This is a genomic window from Cellulomonas gilvus ATCC 13127 (assembly GCF_000218545.1).
GTDB classification, from domain to species: Bacteria; Actinomycetota; Actinomycetes; order Actinomycetales; family Cellulomonadaceae; genus Cellulomonas; species Cellulomonas gilvus.
This window is the reverse complement of sequence record NC_015671.1, coordinates 1,950,077-1,966,231: the sequence shown is the minus strand read 5'-3', so window position 1 is coordinate 1,966,231 and position 16,155 is coordinate 1,950,077. Positions and strand designations below refer to the sequence as shown.

Sequence of the window (16,155 nt, the reverse complement as noted above, 5' to 3'; positions counted from 1 at the left end):
CGGCGGGCCCAGGCGGTCCGACGGGACGTTCGGACCGAACCACCTTCCCCCGAAAGGCATAGGCTCGCCTTCATGCGTAGAGCAAAGATCGTCTGCACCCTCGGCCCGGCCACGGAGTCGCTCGACATGATCCAGGCGTTGGTCGACGCCGGCATGGACGTCGCGCGCATCAACCGGAGCCACGGCGAGCCCGAGGAGCACGCCAAGGTCATCAAGAACGTCCGCGCCGCCGCCCAGGCGTCGGGCCGCTCGGTCGCCGTCCTGGTCGACCTGCAGGGCCCGAAGATCCGCCTGGGCCGGTTCATCGAGGGCAAGCACGACCTCGCGGTCGGCGACGCCTTCACCATCACGGTCGACGACGTCGAGGGCACCAAGGAGCGCGTCTCGACGACGTTCAAGGGCCTCACCGGTGACGTGAGCCCCGGCGACCCGATCCTCATCGACGACGGCAAGGTCCTCGTCCGCGTGATCGAGGTCGTCGGCAACGACGTCCACACGCGCGTCGAGGTGCCCGGCACCGTCTCGAACAACAAGGGCCTCAACCTGCCCGGCGTCGCGGTCTCCGTGCCCGCGATGAGCGACAAGGACGAGACGGACCTGCGCTGGGGCCTGGCCCAGGGCGCGGACTTCATCGCGCTGTCCTTCGTGCGGTCGGCCGCGGACTACGACCGTGTGCGCCAGATCATGGAGGAGGAGGGCCGGATCGTCCCGGTCATCGCCAAGGTCGAGAAGCCGCAGGCGGTCGACAACCTCGCCGAGATCGTCAACGCGTTCGACGGCATCATGGTCGCGCGCGGCGACCTGGGCGTCGAGCTGCCGCTCGAGCAGGTCCCGCTGGTCCAGAAGCGCGCGGTCGAGCTGGCCCGTCGCAACGCCAAGCCGGTCATCGTGGCGACGCAGGTCCTCGAGTCCATGACGACGAACCCGCGCCCGACGCGCGCCGAGACGTCCGACTGCGCCAACGCGGTGCTCGACGGCGCCGACGCGGTCATGCTCTCGGGCGAGACCAGCGTGGGTGACTTCCCGATCGAGACGGTGCGCACCATGGCGCGCATCATCGAGGCGACCGAGCAGCTGGGCCGCGAGCGGATCGCCCCGCTCGGCTCGACCCCGCACACGCGCGGTGGTGCCATCACGCGTGCCGCGGCCGAGATCGGTGAGCGCATCGGCGTGAAGTACCTCGTCACGTTCACGCAGTCGGGCGACTCGGCCCGCCGCATGTCGCGCCTGCGGTCCCCGATCCCGCTGCTGGCGTTCACGCCCGTCGAGTCGGTCCGCAACGTCATGTCGCTCAGCTGGGGCGTGCAGACCTACCAGGTCCCGCAGGTCGGCAGCACCGACGAGATGGTGGACCAGGTCGACAAGACGCTCCAGGCGAACGGCCTCGCGGAGCAGGGCGACTACGTCGTCGTCGTCTCGGGTGCGCCCGTCGGCGTCGTCGGTTCGACGAACTCGATCGTCGTGCACAAGATCGGCGACGAGTCCGAGCGCATCGCCTGACGTCACGCACCCGAAGGCCCGTGGGCCGGTCCGAGCAGGGACCGGCCCACGGGCCTTCGTCATGCCCGGCTCGGTCAGGCGGGTGCAGGGGCGCGGACCGGGGCGGGGGAGAGCTCGGCCAGCGCCGCGAGCATGACGGCGTTGAACGCGGCCGGTGCGTGCGCGTTGACGTCGTGACCGGCACGCGGCACCACGGTGAGCCGCGCGCCCCGGTGCGCGCGCAGGAAGCGCCGTTCCTCGAGCCGCAGCGGGTCGCGCCGCCCGTTGACGAGCCACACGGGGACGCGGACGCGCCGCAGGTCCGCGACCGGTGAGCAGGCGGCCACCGCGTCGAGCATGTCGGCCACCACGTGCCACGTGCCCCGGCCGAGAGGCAGCACCGACGTCACCCACACCGAGGCGCGGCGGTAGGCACGTAGCAGCGGGCCACGGGTCTGCGTCGAGCAGCCCGCCAGCAGCAGACCCGCGACCCGGCCCTCGTGGCGCCCCGCGTAGGCCAGGCTCGCGTACCCGCCGAGCGACAGCCCCACCAGCAGCGGGGGGCCGGCGCACGCCGCGACCGCGGCGTCGATCGTGGCCAGCGCGCCGTCCAGCGTGAAGCGCTCGTCGGACCGTGCGCCGTGCCCCGGCAGGTCGACCGCGTGCGTCGGGTGGCCGCGTCGGGCGAGCTCCGCGACCTGGTCGCGCCAGATCGCGTGCGACGTGCGCGTGCCGTGCACGAGCACGACGGGCCGGGGCGCGGCCGGCGCGGGGGACGTGTCGATGACGGGCTCCACAAAGGGGACAGAGGGAGAGGGCTGCCGGGAGCGTACGTCGCGCGCGGCGCGCTGCCACGGGTGAATCCCGCGCACGCACACGACCTCCGCGGGACGTGCCGCTCCTCACCCCAGGTCGTGAGCCGTTCCGCCTCAGGGCGGGGCCCGGCGCTGCCGATACGTCCGAAGACGACTCCCGCGCGGGTGTCGACACCCGTACCACTGGGAGGTGCCGTGAAGCAGCTGGGCGAGATCCTGCTCGAGGAAGGTCTGGTCACCGAGGGGCAGCTCCTGGCCGCGCTCGACGAGCAGCTGGCCTCGGGCACGTCGCTCGGTCGCACGCTCGTCGAGCTCGGCATGCTGACCGAGAACCAGCTCGTCGCCGCGCTCGCCTCGCAGGTCGGCATGCAGTTCATCGACCTCGACGAGCACCCGGTGGACCGCGCAGCCGTCGCGATGGTGCCGGGTGCGCTCTGCCGCCGGTACACCGTCCTGCCGATCGCGGTCCAGAACGGCGTCCTCATCCTCGCGACCGCCGATCCCGGCAACGTCATGGCGGTCGACGACGTGCGCACCGTCTCCGGCATGCCGGTGACCCCGGTGATCTCCACGTACGACAACGTGGTGCGAGCGATCGACCGGTTCGTTCGCGCCGACGGCGAGATGGAGAACCTCTCGTCCGCGTTCGAGGAGGCGCAGGCCGAGCCTGAGGCCGACCTGTCGAAGATGGGCGACTTCGTCGACGACGACGCGCCCATCGTCCGGTACGTCAACCTGCTCGTCACGCAGGCGATCACCGACCGCGCCTCGGACATCCACATCGAGCCGACCGAGCACGACCTGCGGGTCCGTTACCGCATCGACGGCGTGCTCCACGAGACGCAGCGCTCACCCAAGAACATCACGGGCGGCGTGATCTCGCGCGTGAAGATCATGAGCGACATCGACATCGCGGAGAAGCGCAAGCCGCAGGACGGCCGCATGTCCGTGGTGCACAACGGCCGCAAGATCGACCTCCGCGTCGCGACGCTGCCCACGGTCTGGGGCGAGAAGATCGTCATGCGAATCCTCGACAACTCCACGGCCAGCCTCGACCTGCGGGACCTGTCCTTCCTCGACCACAACTTCGAGTCGTACCAGGAGTCGTACACCAAGCCGTACGGCATGATCCTGGTCACCGGCCCGACCGGTTCGGGCAAGTCGACCACGCTGTACGCGACGCTCAACGCGGTCTCCAAGCCCGACATCAACGTCATCACGGTCGAGGACCCCGTCGAGTACCGGCTCGCGGGCATCAACCAGGTGCAGGTCAACCCGAAGGCGGGGCTCACGTTCGCGGCCGCGCTGCGCTCGATCCTGCGGTCCGACCCGGACGTCGTGCTCCTCGGTGAGATCCGTGACCACGAGACCGCGCAGATCGCGATCGAGGCGGCGCTCACCGGCCACCTGGTGCTCTCGACGCTGCACACCAACGACGCACCCTCGGCGGTCACGCGCCTGACGGAGATGGGCATCGAGCCCTTCCTCGTCGGGTCCGCGCTCGACTGCGTGGTCGCGCAGCGACTCGCGCGCCGCCTGTGCCCGAAGTGCAAGGTCGCCTACCAGCCCTCCCCGGAGGAGATGGAGGCCGCCCGATTCCCGTGGGTCCCGGGCGAACCGCTGCCCGAGCTGTTCCGTCCCGGCGGGTGCACCTCGTGCTCGAAGACGGGCTACAAGGGCCGTCTCGCGCTGCACGAGGTCATGCGTGTCACCGAGGAGATCGAGCGGCACGCGGTGGCGCACTCGTCCGCCGCCGACATCGCGGCCACCGCGGTCAAGCAGGGCATGACGACGCTCCGCAACGACGGCTGGTACAAGGTCGCGCTGGGCCAGACGTCGATCGAGGAGATCCTGCGCGTCGTCGCGTGAGGGCGAGCGCGAGGGGATCCCGGCGGCCGTGAACTCCGCGGTGCGGTCCACTCAAGTCGGGCATCCCGACCGCCGATGACACGACCAGGGCCACGTGGCCGACATACCGTCGCGCGCTGCGCGACACCCGGAAGGGGAACGACGTGAGCGAGCACTACCAGCCGTCGGGCGAGCCCACGCGCCCGTTGCCGCCCTACCGGCCCGCGGGCCCGCAGGCCGGCGCGCCCGGGCAGCCGATGTTCTCGCCCATCCCGTCCCAGTCGGTGGGGGCGCCGACGCCCGAGCAGCACACCGCACCGGCCGTCGCCCCGGCATCGACGTATCCGCCTGCACCGCAGCACGCCCCCGTGACACCGCCCGGCGGGTACGCGCCCGCACCCGCGGTCTCGGTCGCGGCGGCCCGCGAGCAGTTCCCCGGCCAGGTGCCGAGCGCCGGGAGCGCGGCGCACCCGACCTTCACCCCGGCGGCGGGCGCGACGTTCTCGCCCGGGGGCACGCCCGTGGCGCCCGCCCCGCCGGGCGCGACCTTCACGCCGGCGACCGCGACGGCGACGACCGTCTTCACGCCGGTGCCCTCGCAGTCCACGGCTCATGTGCCCGCAGCTCCGGTCCCCGGCGGTCCGGCGGGGACGTTCCTGCCGGCACCGCAGCAGCCCGCGCCCGCCGCACCCACGACGCCCGCGGCACCCGCTCAGCAGCAGCCGCGTCGCGAGCGTGGTGGCGGCCGTATCGGGCTCGCCCAGGAGTCGCACGACGGCGACGTCGCGATCGACGAGGTGCTCGCCCGCATGGTCGAGATGGGGGCGTCGGACGTCCACCTGACCACCGGCGCTCCGCCGATGGTGCGGATCTCCGGTGCGCTCAAGCCGCTCGAGGGCTTCGGCACCATGAGCCCCGAGCCGCTGCGCAGGACGCTCTACTCGATCCTCACCCAGAAGCAGCGCGAGACCTACGAGGCGAACCTCGAGCTCGACTTCTCGCACGCGGTCCGGGGCCTCGCACGCTTCCGCGTGAACCTGTACCAGCAGCGCGAGTCGATCGGCGCGGCCTTCCGGGTGATCCCGTACGAGATCAAGCCGCTGGAGGACCTCGGCGTCCCCGCCGTCGTCGCGAACTTCTCCGGCCTGCCGCGTGGTCTGGTCCTGGTCACGGGGCCCACGGGCTCGGGCAAGTCGACGACGCTCGCGGCGATCGTCGACCTGGCGAACCGGACCCGCGAGGACCACATCATGACGGTCGAGGACCCGATCGAGTTCCTCCACCGCCACAAGAAGTCGCTGGTGAACCAGCGTGAGGTGGGCGCCGACACGCTGTCCTTCGCGAACGCGCTCAAGCACGTGCTGCGTCAGGACCCGGACATCATCCTGGTCGGCGAGATGCGCGACCTCGAGACCATCTCGGTGGCCCTCACGGCCGCCGAGACCGGCCACCTCGTGTTCGCGACGCTGCACACCCAGGACGCGGCCCAGACGATCGACCGCGTGATCGATGTCTTCCCGTCCCACCAGCAGGACCAGGTGCGCACGCAGCTCGCGGGCGCGATCCAGGGCGTCGTGTGCCAGACGCTGTGCAAGCGGGCCGACTCACCGGGACGTGCCGTCGCGACCGAGGTGCTGGTGGCCACGCCCGCGATCCGTAACCTCATCCGTGAGGGCAAGACGCACCAGATCTACTCCGCGATGCAGGCCGGCGCCAAGCAGGGCATGCACACGATGGACCAGCACCTGGCGGAGCTGGTCAAGCAGGGCAAGATCTCCTACGAGGTCGGGCTCGAGAAGTGCCACCACGCCGAGGACTACAACCGGCTCACCGGCCGGTTCTCGGGCGCCACGCAGGGCGCGACCAACCTGGCCGACCCGATCATGACGGGCGCGCCGATGACCACCGGGCAGGTGAAGTGATGTCCGCCGAGGCGAAGACGTTCGAGTACGCGGTCCGGGACAAGTCCGGAAAGCTCGTCAAGGGCCGCGTCGAGGCTCCCAACCAGGCGGCCGTCGCGAACCGGCTGCGGGACATGGGCCTCGCCGCGGTGTCGATCAGCGAGGTCAGCGCCACCGGCCTGAACCGCGAGATCAACATCGGCGGTGACCGCGTCTCGCTCAAGGACCTCGCGGTCATGTCCCGCCAGATGGCCACGATGATCGACTCGGGCCTGTCGCTGCTGCGTGCCCTGTCGATCCTGGCAGAGCAGACCGAGAGCAAGGTGCTCGCCAAGATCATCGGCCAGGTGCGCAACGACGTCGAGGTCGGCACGGCCCTGTCCGTCGCGCTGCAGAAGCACGAGCACATCTTCCCGCCGCTGATGATCAACATGGTCAAGGCCGGCGAGGTCGGCGGCTTCCTGGACAAGGCGCTGGTGTCCGTCGCGGACAACTTCGAGGCCGAGGTCAAGCTGCGGAACAAGATCAAGTCCGCGATGACCTACCCGGTCGTGGTCTTCGTCGTGGCGATCCTGGCGACGATCGGCATGCTGCTGTTCATCGTCCCGGTCTTCGCGGGGATGTTCACGACGCTGGGCGGCGAGCTGCCGCTGCCGACCAAGATCCTCATGCAGATGTCCCAGGCGATGAAGATCCTGATCCTCCCGTTGGTCGTCGGGCTGGTGATCTTCTCGGTCTGGTGGGCGCGGCACAAGAACGATCGCGGGGTGCGCGAGCGCCTCGACCCGATCAAGCTCAAGATGCCGGTGTTCGGCAACCTGTTCCGCAAGATCGCGGTCGCACGGTTCACCCGCAACTTCGGCACCATGCTGCACTCGGGCGTCCCGCTGCTGCAGGCGCTGGACGTCGTGGGGGAGACCAGCGGCAACATCGTCATCGAACGCGCGAGCAAGGACGTCCAGGAGTCGGTGCGGCGCGGCGAGTCGCTTGCGGGCCCGCTGTCCCACCACCCGGTCTTCCCGCCCATGGTGGTGCAGATGATGGCGGTCGGTGAGGACACGGGTGCGCTCGACACCATGCTGGGCAAGGTCGCCGACTTCTACGACGACGAGGTCGAGTCGACCACCGAACAGCTCACCAGCCTGATCGAGCCGATCATGATCGTCGTCATCGGCGCGATCATCGGGTCGATGGTCATCGCCATGTACATGCCGATCTTCGGCATCTTCGCGCTCATCGAGTGACCTGGCTCACGTCTGCGGACGGCGCCCCCCGGAAATGTCCGGGGCGGCGCCGTTCGTGCGCGTTGGTGCGGTTTCGCACGACCCTGCGCCGTTCGGGTGAATCTGGCGCCGGACGGAACTTCGGCTCAAGTCCGACCCTGCGCGGGTCGATGTGGGGGATGCACCACTGAACCGGCCTCACGGCCGGACTGCGTTGGACAACGACACACCCGCTTTCGACTTCAGGAGCTCAGCATGATCGCTCGCGTTCGCAAGTCCATGGAGGAGAAGGACCAGGGCTTCACCCTGATCGAGCTCCTCGTCGTCATGATCATCATCGGCATCCTCGCCGCGATCGCCATCCCGGTCTTCCTCAGCCAGCGCAAGAAGGCCGAGGACTCCGCGGCCAAGGCTGACGTGTCGACCATCGGCAAGGAGGTCGCCACCTACTTCGTCGACTGGGACGGCTCCACCGCCGTGACGGTCGCGCTGGACACCGCTGCCGGCAAGTGGGAGGTCAACGGCGAGCCCGTCGGCAACGCCTCGACCAACGTCGAGCTCGGCTCCACGAGCAACCTCGGCGACGACGCCGCGTGGTGCGTCTCGGTCTTCAACGACAAGGGCGACAAGTCGGCTTCGCCGGAGGGCTACAAGTACTCCGCCGCCGGTGGCCTCGAAGAGGGCCAGTGCTGATCTAGCGATCACCTGAGAAAGGGCGGGAGCTGCGGCTCCCGCCCTTTCTTCGACAGACCGACGTCCTAATTCTGGGGATCCGCCGCGTTCGTCGTGAAAATCACCGGCACGTCACCCTTCCTGCCTGTTCCCACACCATTCCCACATGAGGTTGGATATGGCGCAGGCGGTCAGACGGCCGCTTCGAAGAAAGGCGCAGGACATGATCGAAGGCGCGTCGCGACGCCGCGCGCACGCCGACGAGGGCTTCTCGATGGTCGAGCTCACGGTGGCGATGCTGGTGCTCGGCGTCCTGTCGATGGCGATCATCGGTCTGGTCCTGCAGACGCAGTCGATGAGCGAGAGCAACCGCTCGCGCATCGCCGCCGCGAACCTCGCGGCGCGTGAGCTCGACATCGTCCGCGAGGAGTTCACACGCAACTCGGGCGCGCCGATCGCGGTCGCCGACCAGGGCGTGGTCGTGAACCCCCATCAGCTGACCGGTCAGACGGCAGGCCAGCCCCTGCGTGTGGACGGCACCGCCTACACGGTGCGGCGCACGAGCGCCTGGAACATCACCGGCAACGGCGTCTCCGCGTGCGAGGGCGGCGCGATGGTGAAGTACCCGACGCTGCGGGTGCAGGTCGAGGTGACGTGGAAGGACATGGGTGCGGTCGCCCCCGTGACCACGGTCGCGGCGCTCGCGCCCAAGAAGGACGACAAGGTCGCGGGCACGACCGGCTACGTCGCGGTGAAGGTGACCGATGCTCTCGGTCAGCCGAACCCGGGCCGGCGTGTGGTCGTGTTCTCGGCCACCGAGTCGCGTTCGGGCCTGACGGACTCGTCGGGCTGCGCGGTGGTGCAGGTCAACCCCGGTGCGTCCGGGACCATGTACAGCGCGCGGATGTCCGACGCCGGGCTCGTCGACATCACGGGCGATCCCGAGCCGGAGAAGGTCGTCGGCCTGGTCGAGCGCGGCAAGCTGAACAACAACGCGTCCTTCGCGTACGACAGGGCGATGTCGCTGCGGATCCACTTCGTCGACACCGCGGGTGACCTGGTCGCGGACTCGGTGATGGACGGTCAGCCCTACACGGTGGTGGCGTCGGAGTACGCGGGTGCGTCGGGTGGACGGATGCTCGTCGCCGACGGCGCCGTGGTGACGCTCACCGGGCTGTGGCCCACGCAGTACGGCGCGTACTTCGGGACGCTCCCTCCCCCTGGCGGGTACGACACCGTTGCGCCCGGCGGGCCCGGTGTGCCCACGATCGAGGTGGAGGTGCCGACGCCGTGACGAACCGTCTGCGCCGCGACGACAGCGGCACCACGCTCGCCGAGCTGCTCATCGGCATGACGATCTTCACGGTCCTGATGGCGGCCGTCACGACGATGGCGATCGGCTACCACCGGGTCAACGCGCAGAGCGTCGCGCGGCAGGACCAGATCGACGCGACGCGGACCGCGTCCGAGCGGCTCACGAAGGTGATCCGCACCGCGGTCAAGCCGAGCCAGCTGATCAGCTGCGCGACCTCCGTGTGCTCGGACATCGATGCGTTCGTCAGCGCGTCGACGACCTCGATGAAGTTCTACGCGAACCTCGACAACGCGGGGAACACGGTCGGTCCCCGGCAGGTGACCTACGCGTTCGAGGCCACGGGCACGGGGGTCGGTCGACTCGTCGAGCGCGTGCAGCGTCCCGACTCCTCGACCCCGGGCAGCAACGGCTACAGCTACTGCGACGCGACGTCGGCCGGCGCCTCCGCGGCGTGCCGGTCGCGCATGACGTCGAAGGTCCTGGCCGAGGGCGTCCGCACCGACGGCCCCGTCCCGCTGTTCACGTACTTCGACAACGCCGGCGCCGCGATGACCCCCGGGACGGGCGGGGCGCTCACGTCCGCCCAGATCGACCAGGTGCTCTCGATCGAGTTCACCTTGAGGGTGCGCTCCGACGACCAGAACTCGACCGGACCCACCACGTACATCCAGCGCATCCTCCTGCCGAACTCGCAGGCAGTGCTTCGCCCTGGGGAGGACGAATGACCCCCGCACGTCACCGCAACCCGTCGCCTGCGGCCTTCCGCCGACGCGCTCGGGGCCTGCGACGCCGCCCGGACGAGGACGGCTCGATCCTCGTCGTCGTGGTGGGCACGATGATGATCCTCGGCATGCTCGCGATGACGGGCCTCGCCTACACGGTCAGCAGCCAGCGATTCGCGCGGCACGACCAGGACTACGCGGCGGCCATGGCAGCGGCGCAGTCGGGCGTCGAGGACTTCATCAGCCGGATCAACCGCAACGACGCGTACGGGTACACCCCGGACTGCACGAACCTGGCCTGGCGCGGGCCGATGGCGTCGGGAAGCAACGCGTGCGGCTGGAACCCCTCGACCTCCGCGGGCTGGCTCCCGGTGGAGCCCGGACAGACCAACGCCGATGCGCCGCACTTCCACTACGCGATCGACTCGTCCCAGCGCGCGCAGGGCACGTACCAGATCTTCGTGACCGGTCGTGTCAACGGCACGTACCGCACGATCGACACCACGGTCGGCAAGGGTGGCTCGACGGACTACGTGTACTACACGGACTTCGAGTCGGCCGACCCGGACAACCAGCAGGCCTACGGTCCGGGCGGCACGAGCATCGTGGCGTGCGGGGCGAACGGCAGCCCCACCGCGTCGTACTGGCACTCGGTGCCGTCGCGGTCCGGCAAGGGCTGTACGGAGATCACGTTCATCGGCGGTGACGAGCTCGACGGCGAGGTGTTCACCAACGACACGATCCTGGGTACGTCGTACGCCGGGAAGAAGCCGAAGTTCCTCAAGCAGGTGTGGACCGCGGATCCCAAGTGCCAGGGCGCCACGGCGTCGTCCAGCACGTGGGAGTCGAAGTGCCTCCGCTCGGGCAGCGTCGCCGACTTCAGCGGCATCCAGCCGAAGTACCACGACCCGCTCTACCTGCCGGACAACTCGGCGGCCTTCGCGGACACCCCGGGGTGCCACTACTACGGCTCGACGCGCATCCTGTTCCGCGCGAACGGGACGATGACGGTCTGGAACAAGATCTCCGTGAACGGGAACAAGGCTCCGACCTCGCAGGCGATCCCGGGCGGGGCCGCGCCGTCCTGCGGGAGCCTGGCCGACCTCAACTCGACGGCAGGCGCGACCGTCGCAGTGCCGTCGGACATGGTCATCTACGTGGACCGGTCCGGTTCGGCCACACGGCAGTGCTATGGGGGCGAGCTGGGTGGCCCGACGGGCCAGACGCTGCCGGTCGGCACGTTCAGCGCGACGCACGCCGGGGGCCCGACGTCGGCGTCGTCGACGTACACCGCCGACGAGAACATGCTCGAGACCACGAAGTACTGCGGCGAGGGCAACCTCTACGCGGAGGGCGTGGTCAACGGCCGGGTGACGCTCGCTGCCGCGCAGTCGATCGTCACGACCGGGGACCTGGTCCTGGCGGGTGGCACGGTGACGGGCACCGACCTGCTGGGTCTGGTCGCCACCAACTCGGTCGAGGTGTTCCACCCGCGCCAGGGCACCATGAAGGCGCAGGGCAAGTGCACGCGGTACAACAGCGACGGCACGTGCCGGACACGCAGCACGACGCAGTTCGAGTGGCTCGGCACGCTGGAGAGCGTGGGCGAGGTCTCGGGCTGGCCGCGGCGGTACCGCGAGCCGTCGCTCAGCGCCAACGTCCCTGCATCGGGCATCCAGATCGCCGGCGCGATCCAGACCCTGCAGCACTCGTTCTACGTGCAGAAGTACAACGTGGGTGGCGACAAGGGCACGCTCATGGTGCGCGGGTCGATCGCCCAGCGCTGGCGCGGCATCGTCGGACAGACGGTGAGTGGGACCCAGAACGGCTATACCAAGCTGTACCAGTACGACAACCGGCTGCAGTTCGCGACGCCGCCCTACTTCCCCAAGTGGGCGAACGCGAAGTACACGCTCCGTTACTCCGGAGAGGTGAACACCCCGACGGCGATCCGGTCCTGACGCCCGTTTCCTGGAGTACCGCCGCTTTTGCCCGTCTCACCCGCCGAGACGGGCAAAAGTGCTGGTCACAGGGCGCTCAACCTGGACGCGTCCCGCGCCGATGCAAGGTCGGAACTCACAGGCGCGGTGCCGTGGGAGCGCTTTCACCGATCGGGAGGTCCCGTGCGGCACGACGAGAGCCAGGGCGTCCGGGAGGACTCCGGCTTCACGCTGATGGAGCTGATCGTCGCCATGATGATCATCGGCGGCGTGCTGCTCGGGCTGGCGGCGATCCAGACCTCGGCCCTGGTGTCCACGCAGCAGACCCGCCAGCGCACGCTCGGGACAGCGGTCACCAACCAGGTGATGGAGCAGCTGCGCGCCCTGCCGTGGAACACCCTGAACAAGGGGTTGCGCTCCGGCTTCGCGACCGCCGCCGGCGGTGACCCGAACGTCGCGGGCTCGCGCCTGCGACCGGTTGCCGACGCGAGCATCGACGAGCCGCTGGTCCAGAGCACGGACCAGGAGACCACCAAGGCTCCGCTGTCCGGGGGCGGTGGGAGCAACCTCACGCGCACCAGGAACCCCGAGGCGCCCGGCGTGGTGTTCACCTCGCGCGCCTATGTCACGCGTTCGGCCACGGGCACGGACGTCCTGACGCTGACCGTGATCACGACGTGGCGACCCAGTCATCGGGCCGACGAGCGACACGTCGTGGTGCGGTCACGCGCGTACGCGCCCGACGGTGGCTGCGGTGATGCGGCCAACCAGCCCTACCTGGGGGCGTGCCAGGCGCTGTTCGCGGCGAACGCGGGCGCCTCGGGAGCGGAGATCACCGTGACCGCGGCGTTCGGCGGTCACGCGTCCGACCCGGCCGTCGATGCGAGCACACCGATCCTGCCGGGCAGCGCCACGACCGTCGCCTCGCTCCGCGCGGGGACCGCGGGTGTGGGTCTGTCCGCGCAGCAGTCGACCTCGGTCGAGTCCTCCGCGCTGCACGCGGGCGGCGCGCTCACCACGGGTGGGGACCCCGCGCCCAGCGTGACCACCGGCGGCCAGAAGAGCGACACCCAGGCGTCGAACGACGTCGGCTCGGCGGGCGCCGCACCGGTCGACCCCGCCGCCGTCACCTCGTTCGGGACCGCGGGCTCTCTCGCGCTCGGATCCGGCGCGATGACGATGTCGCTCACTCCCGGGTCCAACGGTCGGGCGACCGTGGACGCGACCACCGTGCGTGCGTGCGCCACGGGCATCGCGGCCGGTCAGCCCTGTGCGTCGTCGGCCCTGGTCGCCGCGGCGCCGACGTCGGCGTCGCTGACGGTGGGGACCAGCACGTTCGTGCTCAGCAGCATCTCGCCGTCGACCAGCTCGTCGTTCGGCGGCAGGTTCAGCTCGGCCCCCGGTGCCGCCGCGATCGGCTGCACCACGCTGACCGGCCCCGGCTGCGCGGCGGCGGGGGTGACGCGCTCGCTCGGCACCGTCCAGGTCGGGTCGGGTCCGTGGTCCGGCGGCGCGGCGAGCTCCGGGCTCGTGCAGGTGACGTCGTACACCGACGCGACCCGCGTCGAGCGAGGGCTGTCCCAGCGCACCAACCCGGCGGTGACGTCCCGGTCGGGCACGGTCCGGTACTGGAACGGCTCGTCCTACACGACGCTGTCGCTGAGCGGCACGACGAACACGACGGTCTCCACGGGCAGCGTCACCTGGACCGGGGGCGGTCGCACGATCACCGCCACCGGCACGGTGTCGGTCACGCCCTCGTCGTCGCTCGCGACCGCGGCGGACCCCGCCGGGTGCACGGGCGAGGGGTGCTCCATCTCGGCTGAGACGGGGGCCGTCTCCCTCGCGGTGCACTACCGGATCGAGACGGCGTCCGGCGTCTCCGCGTTCGTCGTCACGACGAGCCTGGGTGCGGCCCGCGCGTCGGCCGGCTTCAAGGCGGCGCCCGGTGCGTGAGCTGATGCGCAGGTTCCGGGAGCGGCGCGCGAGCGACGACCAGTCCGGCTTCACCCTGGTGGAGCTCCTGGTCGTGATGTCGATCTTCATGGGTCTGCTGATCATCGTGTTCGGGATCATGATCACGATGTCGCGGCAGACCAAGGACAACCTGGCGCGGACGGAGGCCACCGAGCAGGTCCGCATCGGGCTCATGCAGATCGACCGCCAGGTCCGCTCCGGCAACGTGATCTCCGACCCGGCCGCAGAGACCGTCACGATGTCCGGCGCCGACACGTACTACTCGCTGCGCGTCTACACCCAGACCGACGGTGTGTTCCAGTGCGTGCAGTGGCGCGTGGTCTACGAGGCGGCGTCGCCCTTCGGTCGGCTCGAGTACCGGTCGTGGAAGCCGTCGTGGCAGTCCACGGGCGGCGTCGAGTCGTGGCGCACCGTGGCGCGCGACATCGTGCGGCCCGCGAGCGACGTGGTCGACGAGGACGACCCGACCACGTGGCCGCCCTTCTTCGTCGAGTCGTCGGACGCGGAGAACGCGTCCAACGCCCAGACCATCCGCGTGACCCTGCGCGTCAAGGACGAGGACCAGAGCGAGCAGTCCCGGCCCGCGGTCGTCACGTCGACGCTCACGGGACGCAACACGATCTTCGGCTACCCGGCCGACACCTGCAGCCCGGTCCCCGCACCGTGACGCCCCGGAGGACGACAACCATGCGCGATGCCATCCGACGCCGTCTCGCCGAGGCCCACGACGACCGCGGCAGCGTCCTCGTCGCAGCCGTCGCGGTCGCGCTCATCGGCGCGATGCTCGCGGTCGTCGTGGTCGCGAACGTCATCGTCGCCACGCGCGCCTCGGGCGACGACCGGGCACGCACCACCGAGGTGCACACCGCGGAGGGCATCGTCGACGCGGTGTACTCCGAGCTCGAGACGTCCACGCCGTGCCGCTGGCCCGCGACGGGTGTCCTGGACGGCGGCACGGCGCCGTCGGACGTCACCGGCTACGCGACGGTGGCGTACTTCGACTCGACCGGCAAGGCGCTGACGTGCGCCGCGGGCACGGTCACGGGCGGGACCGCCGCGACCGCGGTGGTCACCGCCACCGCACAGGAGGACCCGGGCTCGACGCGCACCATGCAGTCCAAGGTCGCGCTGACGCCGAAGGTGATCACCGGCCGTGGAGCGGCGATCTTCGCGGCGAACAGCATCATGACCACCAACTCGTTCACGGTCACGACCGCCCTGCCCGACACCGCGGTCGACGTGTGGGTGGACTCGGGGAATGTCGACTGCAACTCGAACGTCACCGTCAAGGGCAACATGATCGTGGCGAACGGCGGGGTCCGGATCTCCAACGCGTGCCGCATCACGGGCAACCTGTGGAGCAAGAAGGACGTCGAGATCTCGCAGGCGCACACGGGGGGCCTGCAGAGCGTCGGCGGTTCGCTGTACGCCACCGCGAACGCGCGCATGAACTCGGGTGTGAAGATCGGCAAGGACATCATGCTGACCGGGACCCTCACGCAGTGGGGCCCGATCCAGGTCGGCGGCTCGATCCGCACGGGCGTCGGTTCCTCGCAGATCCCGCAGTACATCCCCAAGGGTCTGCCCGAGGTCGTGTACCGGCCGTCCGACTGGGTGGGCTTCGCCAACTCGGGGGACCGGCAGGCGGCCTACCGCACCTGGGTGCGGGCGAACGCCGCGACGAACGGTGCGCCCTCGTGGGCGTCGTCGCGCGACACCGCGGGCACGCAGTGCCGGGTCGCCGGCGCGAGCTACGACCTCAACGGCCCGCTCGTCGGACCGTCCGTGCCGACGGTGTTCGACACACGCAACTGCGCGACGACCCAGTTCGAGAACGGTCTGAACATCCAGCTGCGCTCGGACCTGGTGATCTTCGCCAACTCGTTCTACTCGACCGGCAACTTCCGCGTGACCTCGGCGGACGGCGCCAAGCACAACTTCTGGATCATCGTGCCGGACAAGAACCCGAACGGCGTGGCGGAGTGCTCGGGCGGCATCGGCGACATCAAGGGTGACTCGGGCAGCCTCGCCGTCGCCCCGATCACGGTCTTCATGTACACGCCGTGCACGATCGACACGAACAACGACACCCAGATCCACGGACAGCTCTACGGTGGGACCGTCAACCTTCGCAACCCCGTGACGATCAACTACGTCCCGATCGGCATCCCCGGCGTGGACCTCCCGTCGACCGACCCGGTCGGCAACGCGGGCTATCGCGTGGACGTCGTCTACAAGCGCGAGATCGGAACGCCCTGAGCGC

Annotated in this window: 12 protein-coding genes; 11 read left to right on the top strand and 1 reads right to left on the bottom strand. The window is 70.1% G+C overall.

The genetic code is table 11. The features are described 5' to 3' along the window. The first annotated feature begins 72 nt into the window (after positions 1-72). Positions 73-1,500, top strand: coding sequence for a pyruvate kinase (pyk, locus tag CELGI_RS09145; RefSeq protein ID WP_013883841.1), 1,428 nt, complete (start codon positions 73-75; stop codon positions 1,498-1,500). A gap of 74 nt (positions 1,501-1,574) precedes the next feature. Here pyk and CELGI_RS09140 read toward each other — a convergent pair whose 3' ends face one another. Further along, positions 1,575-2,276: an alpha/beta fold hydrolase gene (locus tag CELGI_RS09140; RefSeq protein WP_245528079.1), complete on the bottom strand. Its 702-nt coding sequence runs from the start codon at positions 2,274-2,276 to the stop codon at positions 1,575-1,577. Positions 2,277-2,489: 213 nt separating this feature from the next. On the opposite strand from CELGI_RS09140, the gene CELGI_RS09135 reads away from it, so the two are divergent. From CELGI_RS09135 to CELGI_RS09090, 10 genes are all read left to right on the top strand, one after another. Continuing rightward, positions 2,490-4,163, top strand: a complete 1,674-nt coding sequence (locus CELGI_RS09135; protein ID WP_013883839.1) for a GspE/PulE family protein — start codon at positions 2,490-2,492, stop codon at positions 4,161-4,163. 143 nt (positions 4,164-4,306) lie between these two features. Next, on the top strand, positions 4,307-6,064 hold the full coding sequence (locus CELGI_RS17585) for a type IV pilus twitching motility protein PilT (protein WP_013883838.1): 1,758 nt from the start codon (positions 4,307-4,309) through the stop codon (positions 6,062-6,064). Beyond that, complete coding sequence (locus CELGI_RS09125; RefSeq protein WP_013883837.1) at positions 6,064-7,287, top strand: type II secretion system F family protein; 1,224 nt, start codon at positions 6,064-6,066, stop codon at positions 7,285-7,287. The genes CELGI_RS17585 and CELGI_RS09125 overlap by 1 nt, the downstream gene beginning before the upstream one ends. 234 nt (positions 7,288-7,521) lie before the next feature. Beyond that, complete coding sequence (locus CELGI_RS09120; RefSeq protein ID WP_013883836.1) at positions 7,522-7,959, top strand: type II secretion system protein; 438 nt, start codon at positions 7,522-7,524, stop codon at positions 7,957-7,959. A gap of 202 nt (positions 7,960-8,161) precedes the next feature. Continuing rightward, positions 8,162-9,232: a prepilin-type N-terminal cleavage/methylation domain-containing protein gene (locus CELGI_RS09115; protein ID WP_150104705.1), complete on the top strand. Its 1,071-nt coding sequence runs from the start codon at positions 8,162-8,164 to the stop codon at positions 9,230-9,232. Further along, positions 9,229-9,978: a PilW family protein gene (locus CELGI_RS09110; protein ID WP_013883834.1), complete on the top strand. Its 750-nt coding sequence runs from the start codon at positions 9,229-9,231 to the stop codon at positions 9,976-9,978. Before CELGI_RS09115 ends, CELGI_RS09110 begins: the two co-directional genes overlap by 4 nt. Beyond that, positions 9,975-11,936, top strand: a complete 1,962-nt coding sequence (locus CELGI_RS09105) for a hypothetical protein (RefSeq protein WP_013883833.1) — start codon at positions 9,975-9,977, stop codon at positions 11,934-11,936. Before CELGI_RS09110 ends, CELGI_RS09105 begins: the two co-directional genes overlap by 4 nt. A 162-nt stretch (positions 11,937-12,098) precedes the next feature. Next, the gene (locus tag CELGI_RS09100; RefSeq protein ID WP_013883832.1) at positions 12,099-13,871 is read left to right on the top strand and encodes a prepilin-type N-terminal cleavage/methylation domain-containing protein; all 1,773 of its coding nucleotides are present in this window, start codon (positions 12,099-12,101) and stop codon (positions 13,869-13,871) included. Next, positions 13,864-14,559 carry a PilW family protein gene (locus tag CELGI_RS09095; protein ID WP_013883831.1) on the top strand — a complete coding sequence of 232 codons (696 nt, stop codon included), beginning with the start codon at positions 13,864-13,866 and terminating at the stop codon, positions 14,557-14,559. The genes CELGI_RS09100 and CELGI_RS09095 overlap by 8 nt, the downstream gene beginning before the upstream one ends. A gap of 20 nt (positions 14,560-14,579) precedes the next feature. Further along, complete coding sequence (locus tag CELGI_RS09090; RefSeq protein ID WP_013883830.1) at positions 14,580-16,151, top strand: hypothetical protein; 1,572 nt, start codon at positions 14,580-14,582, stop codon at positions 16,149-16,151. The last annotated feature ends 4 nt before the right edge of the window (positions 16,152-16,155 follow it).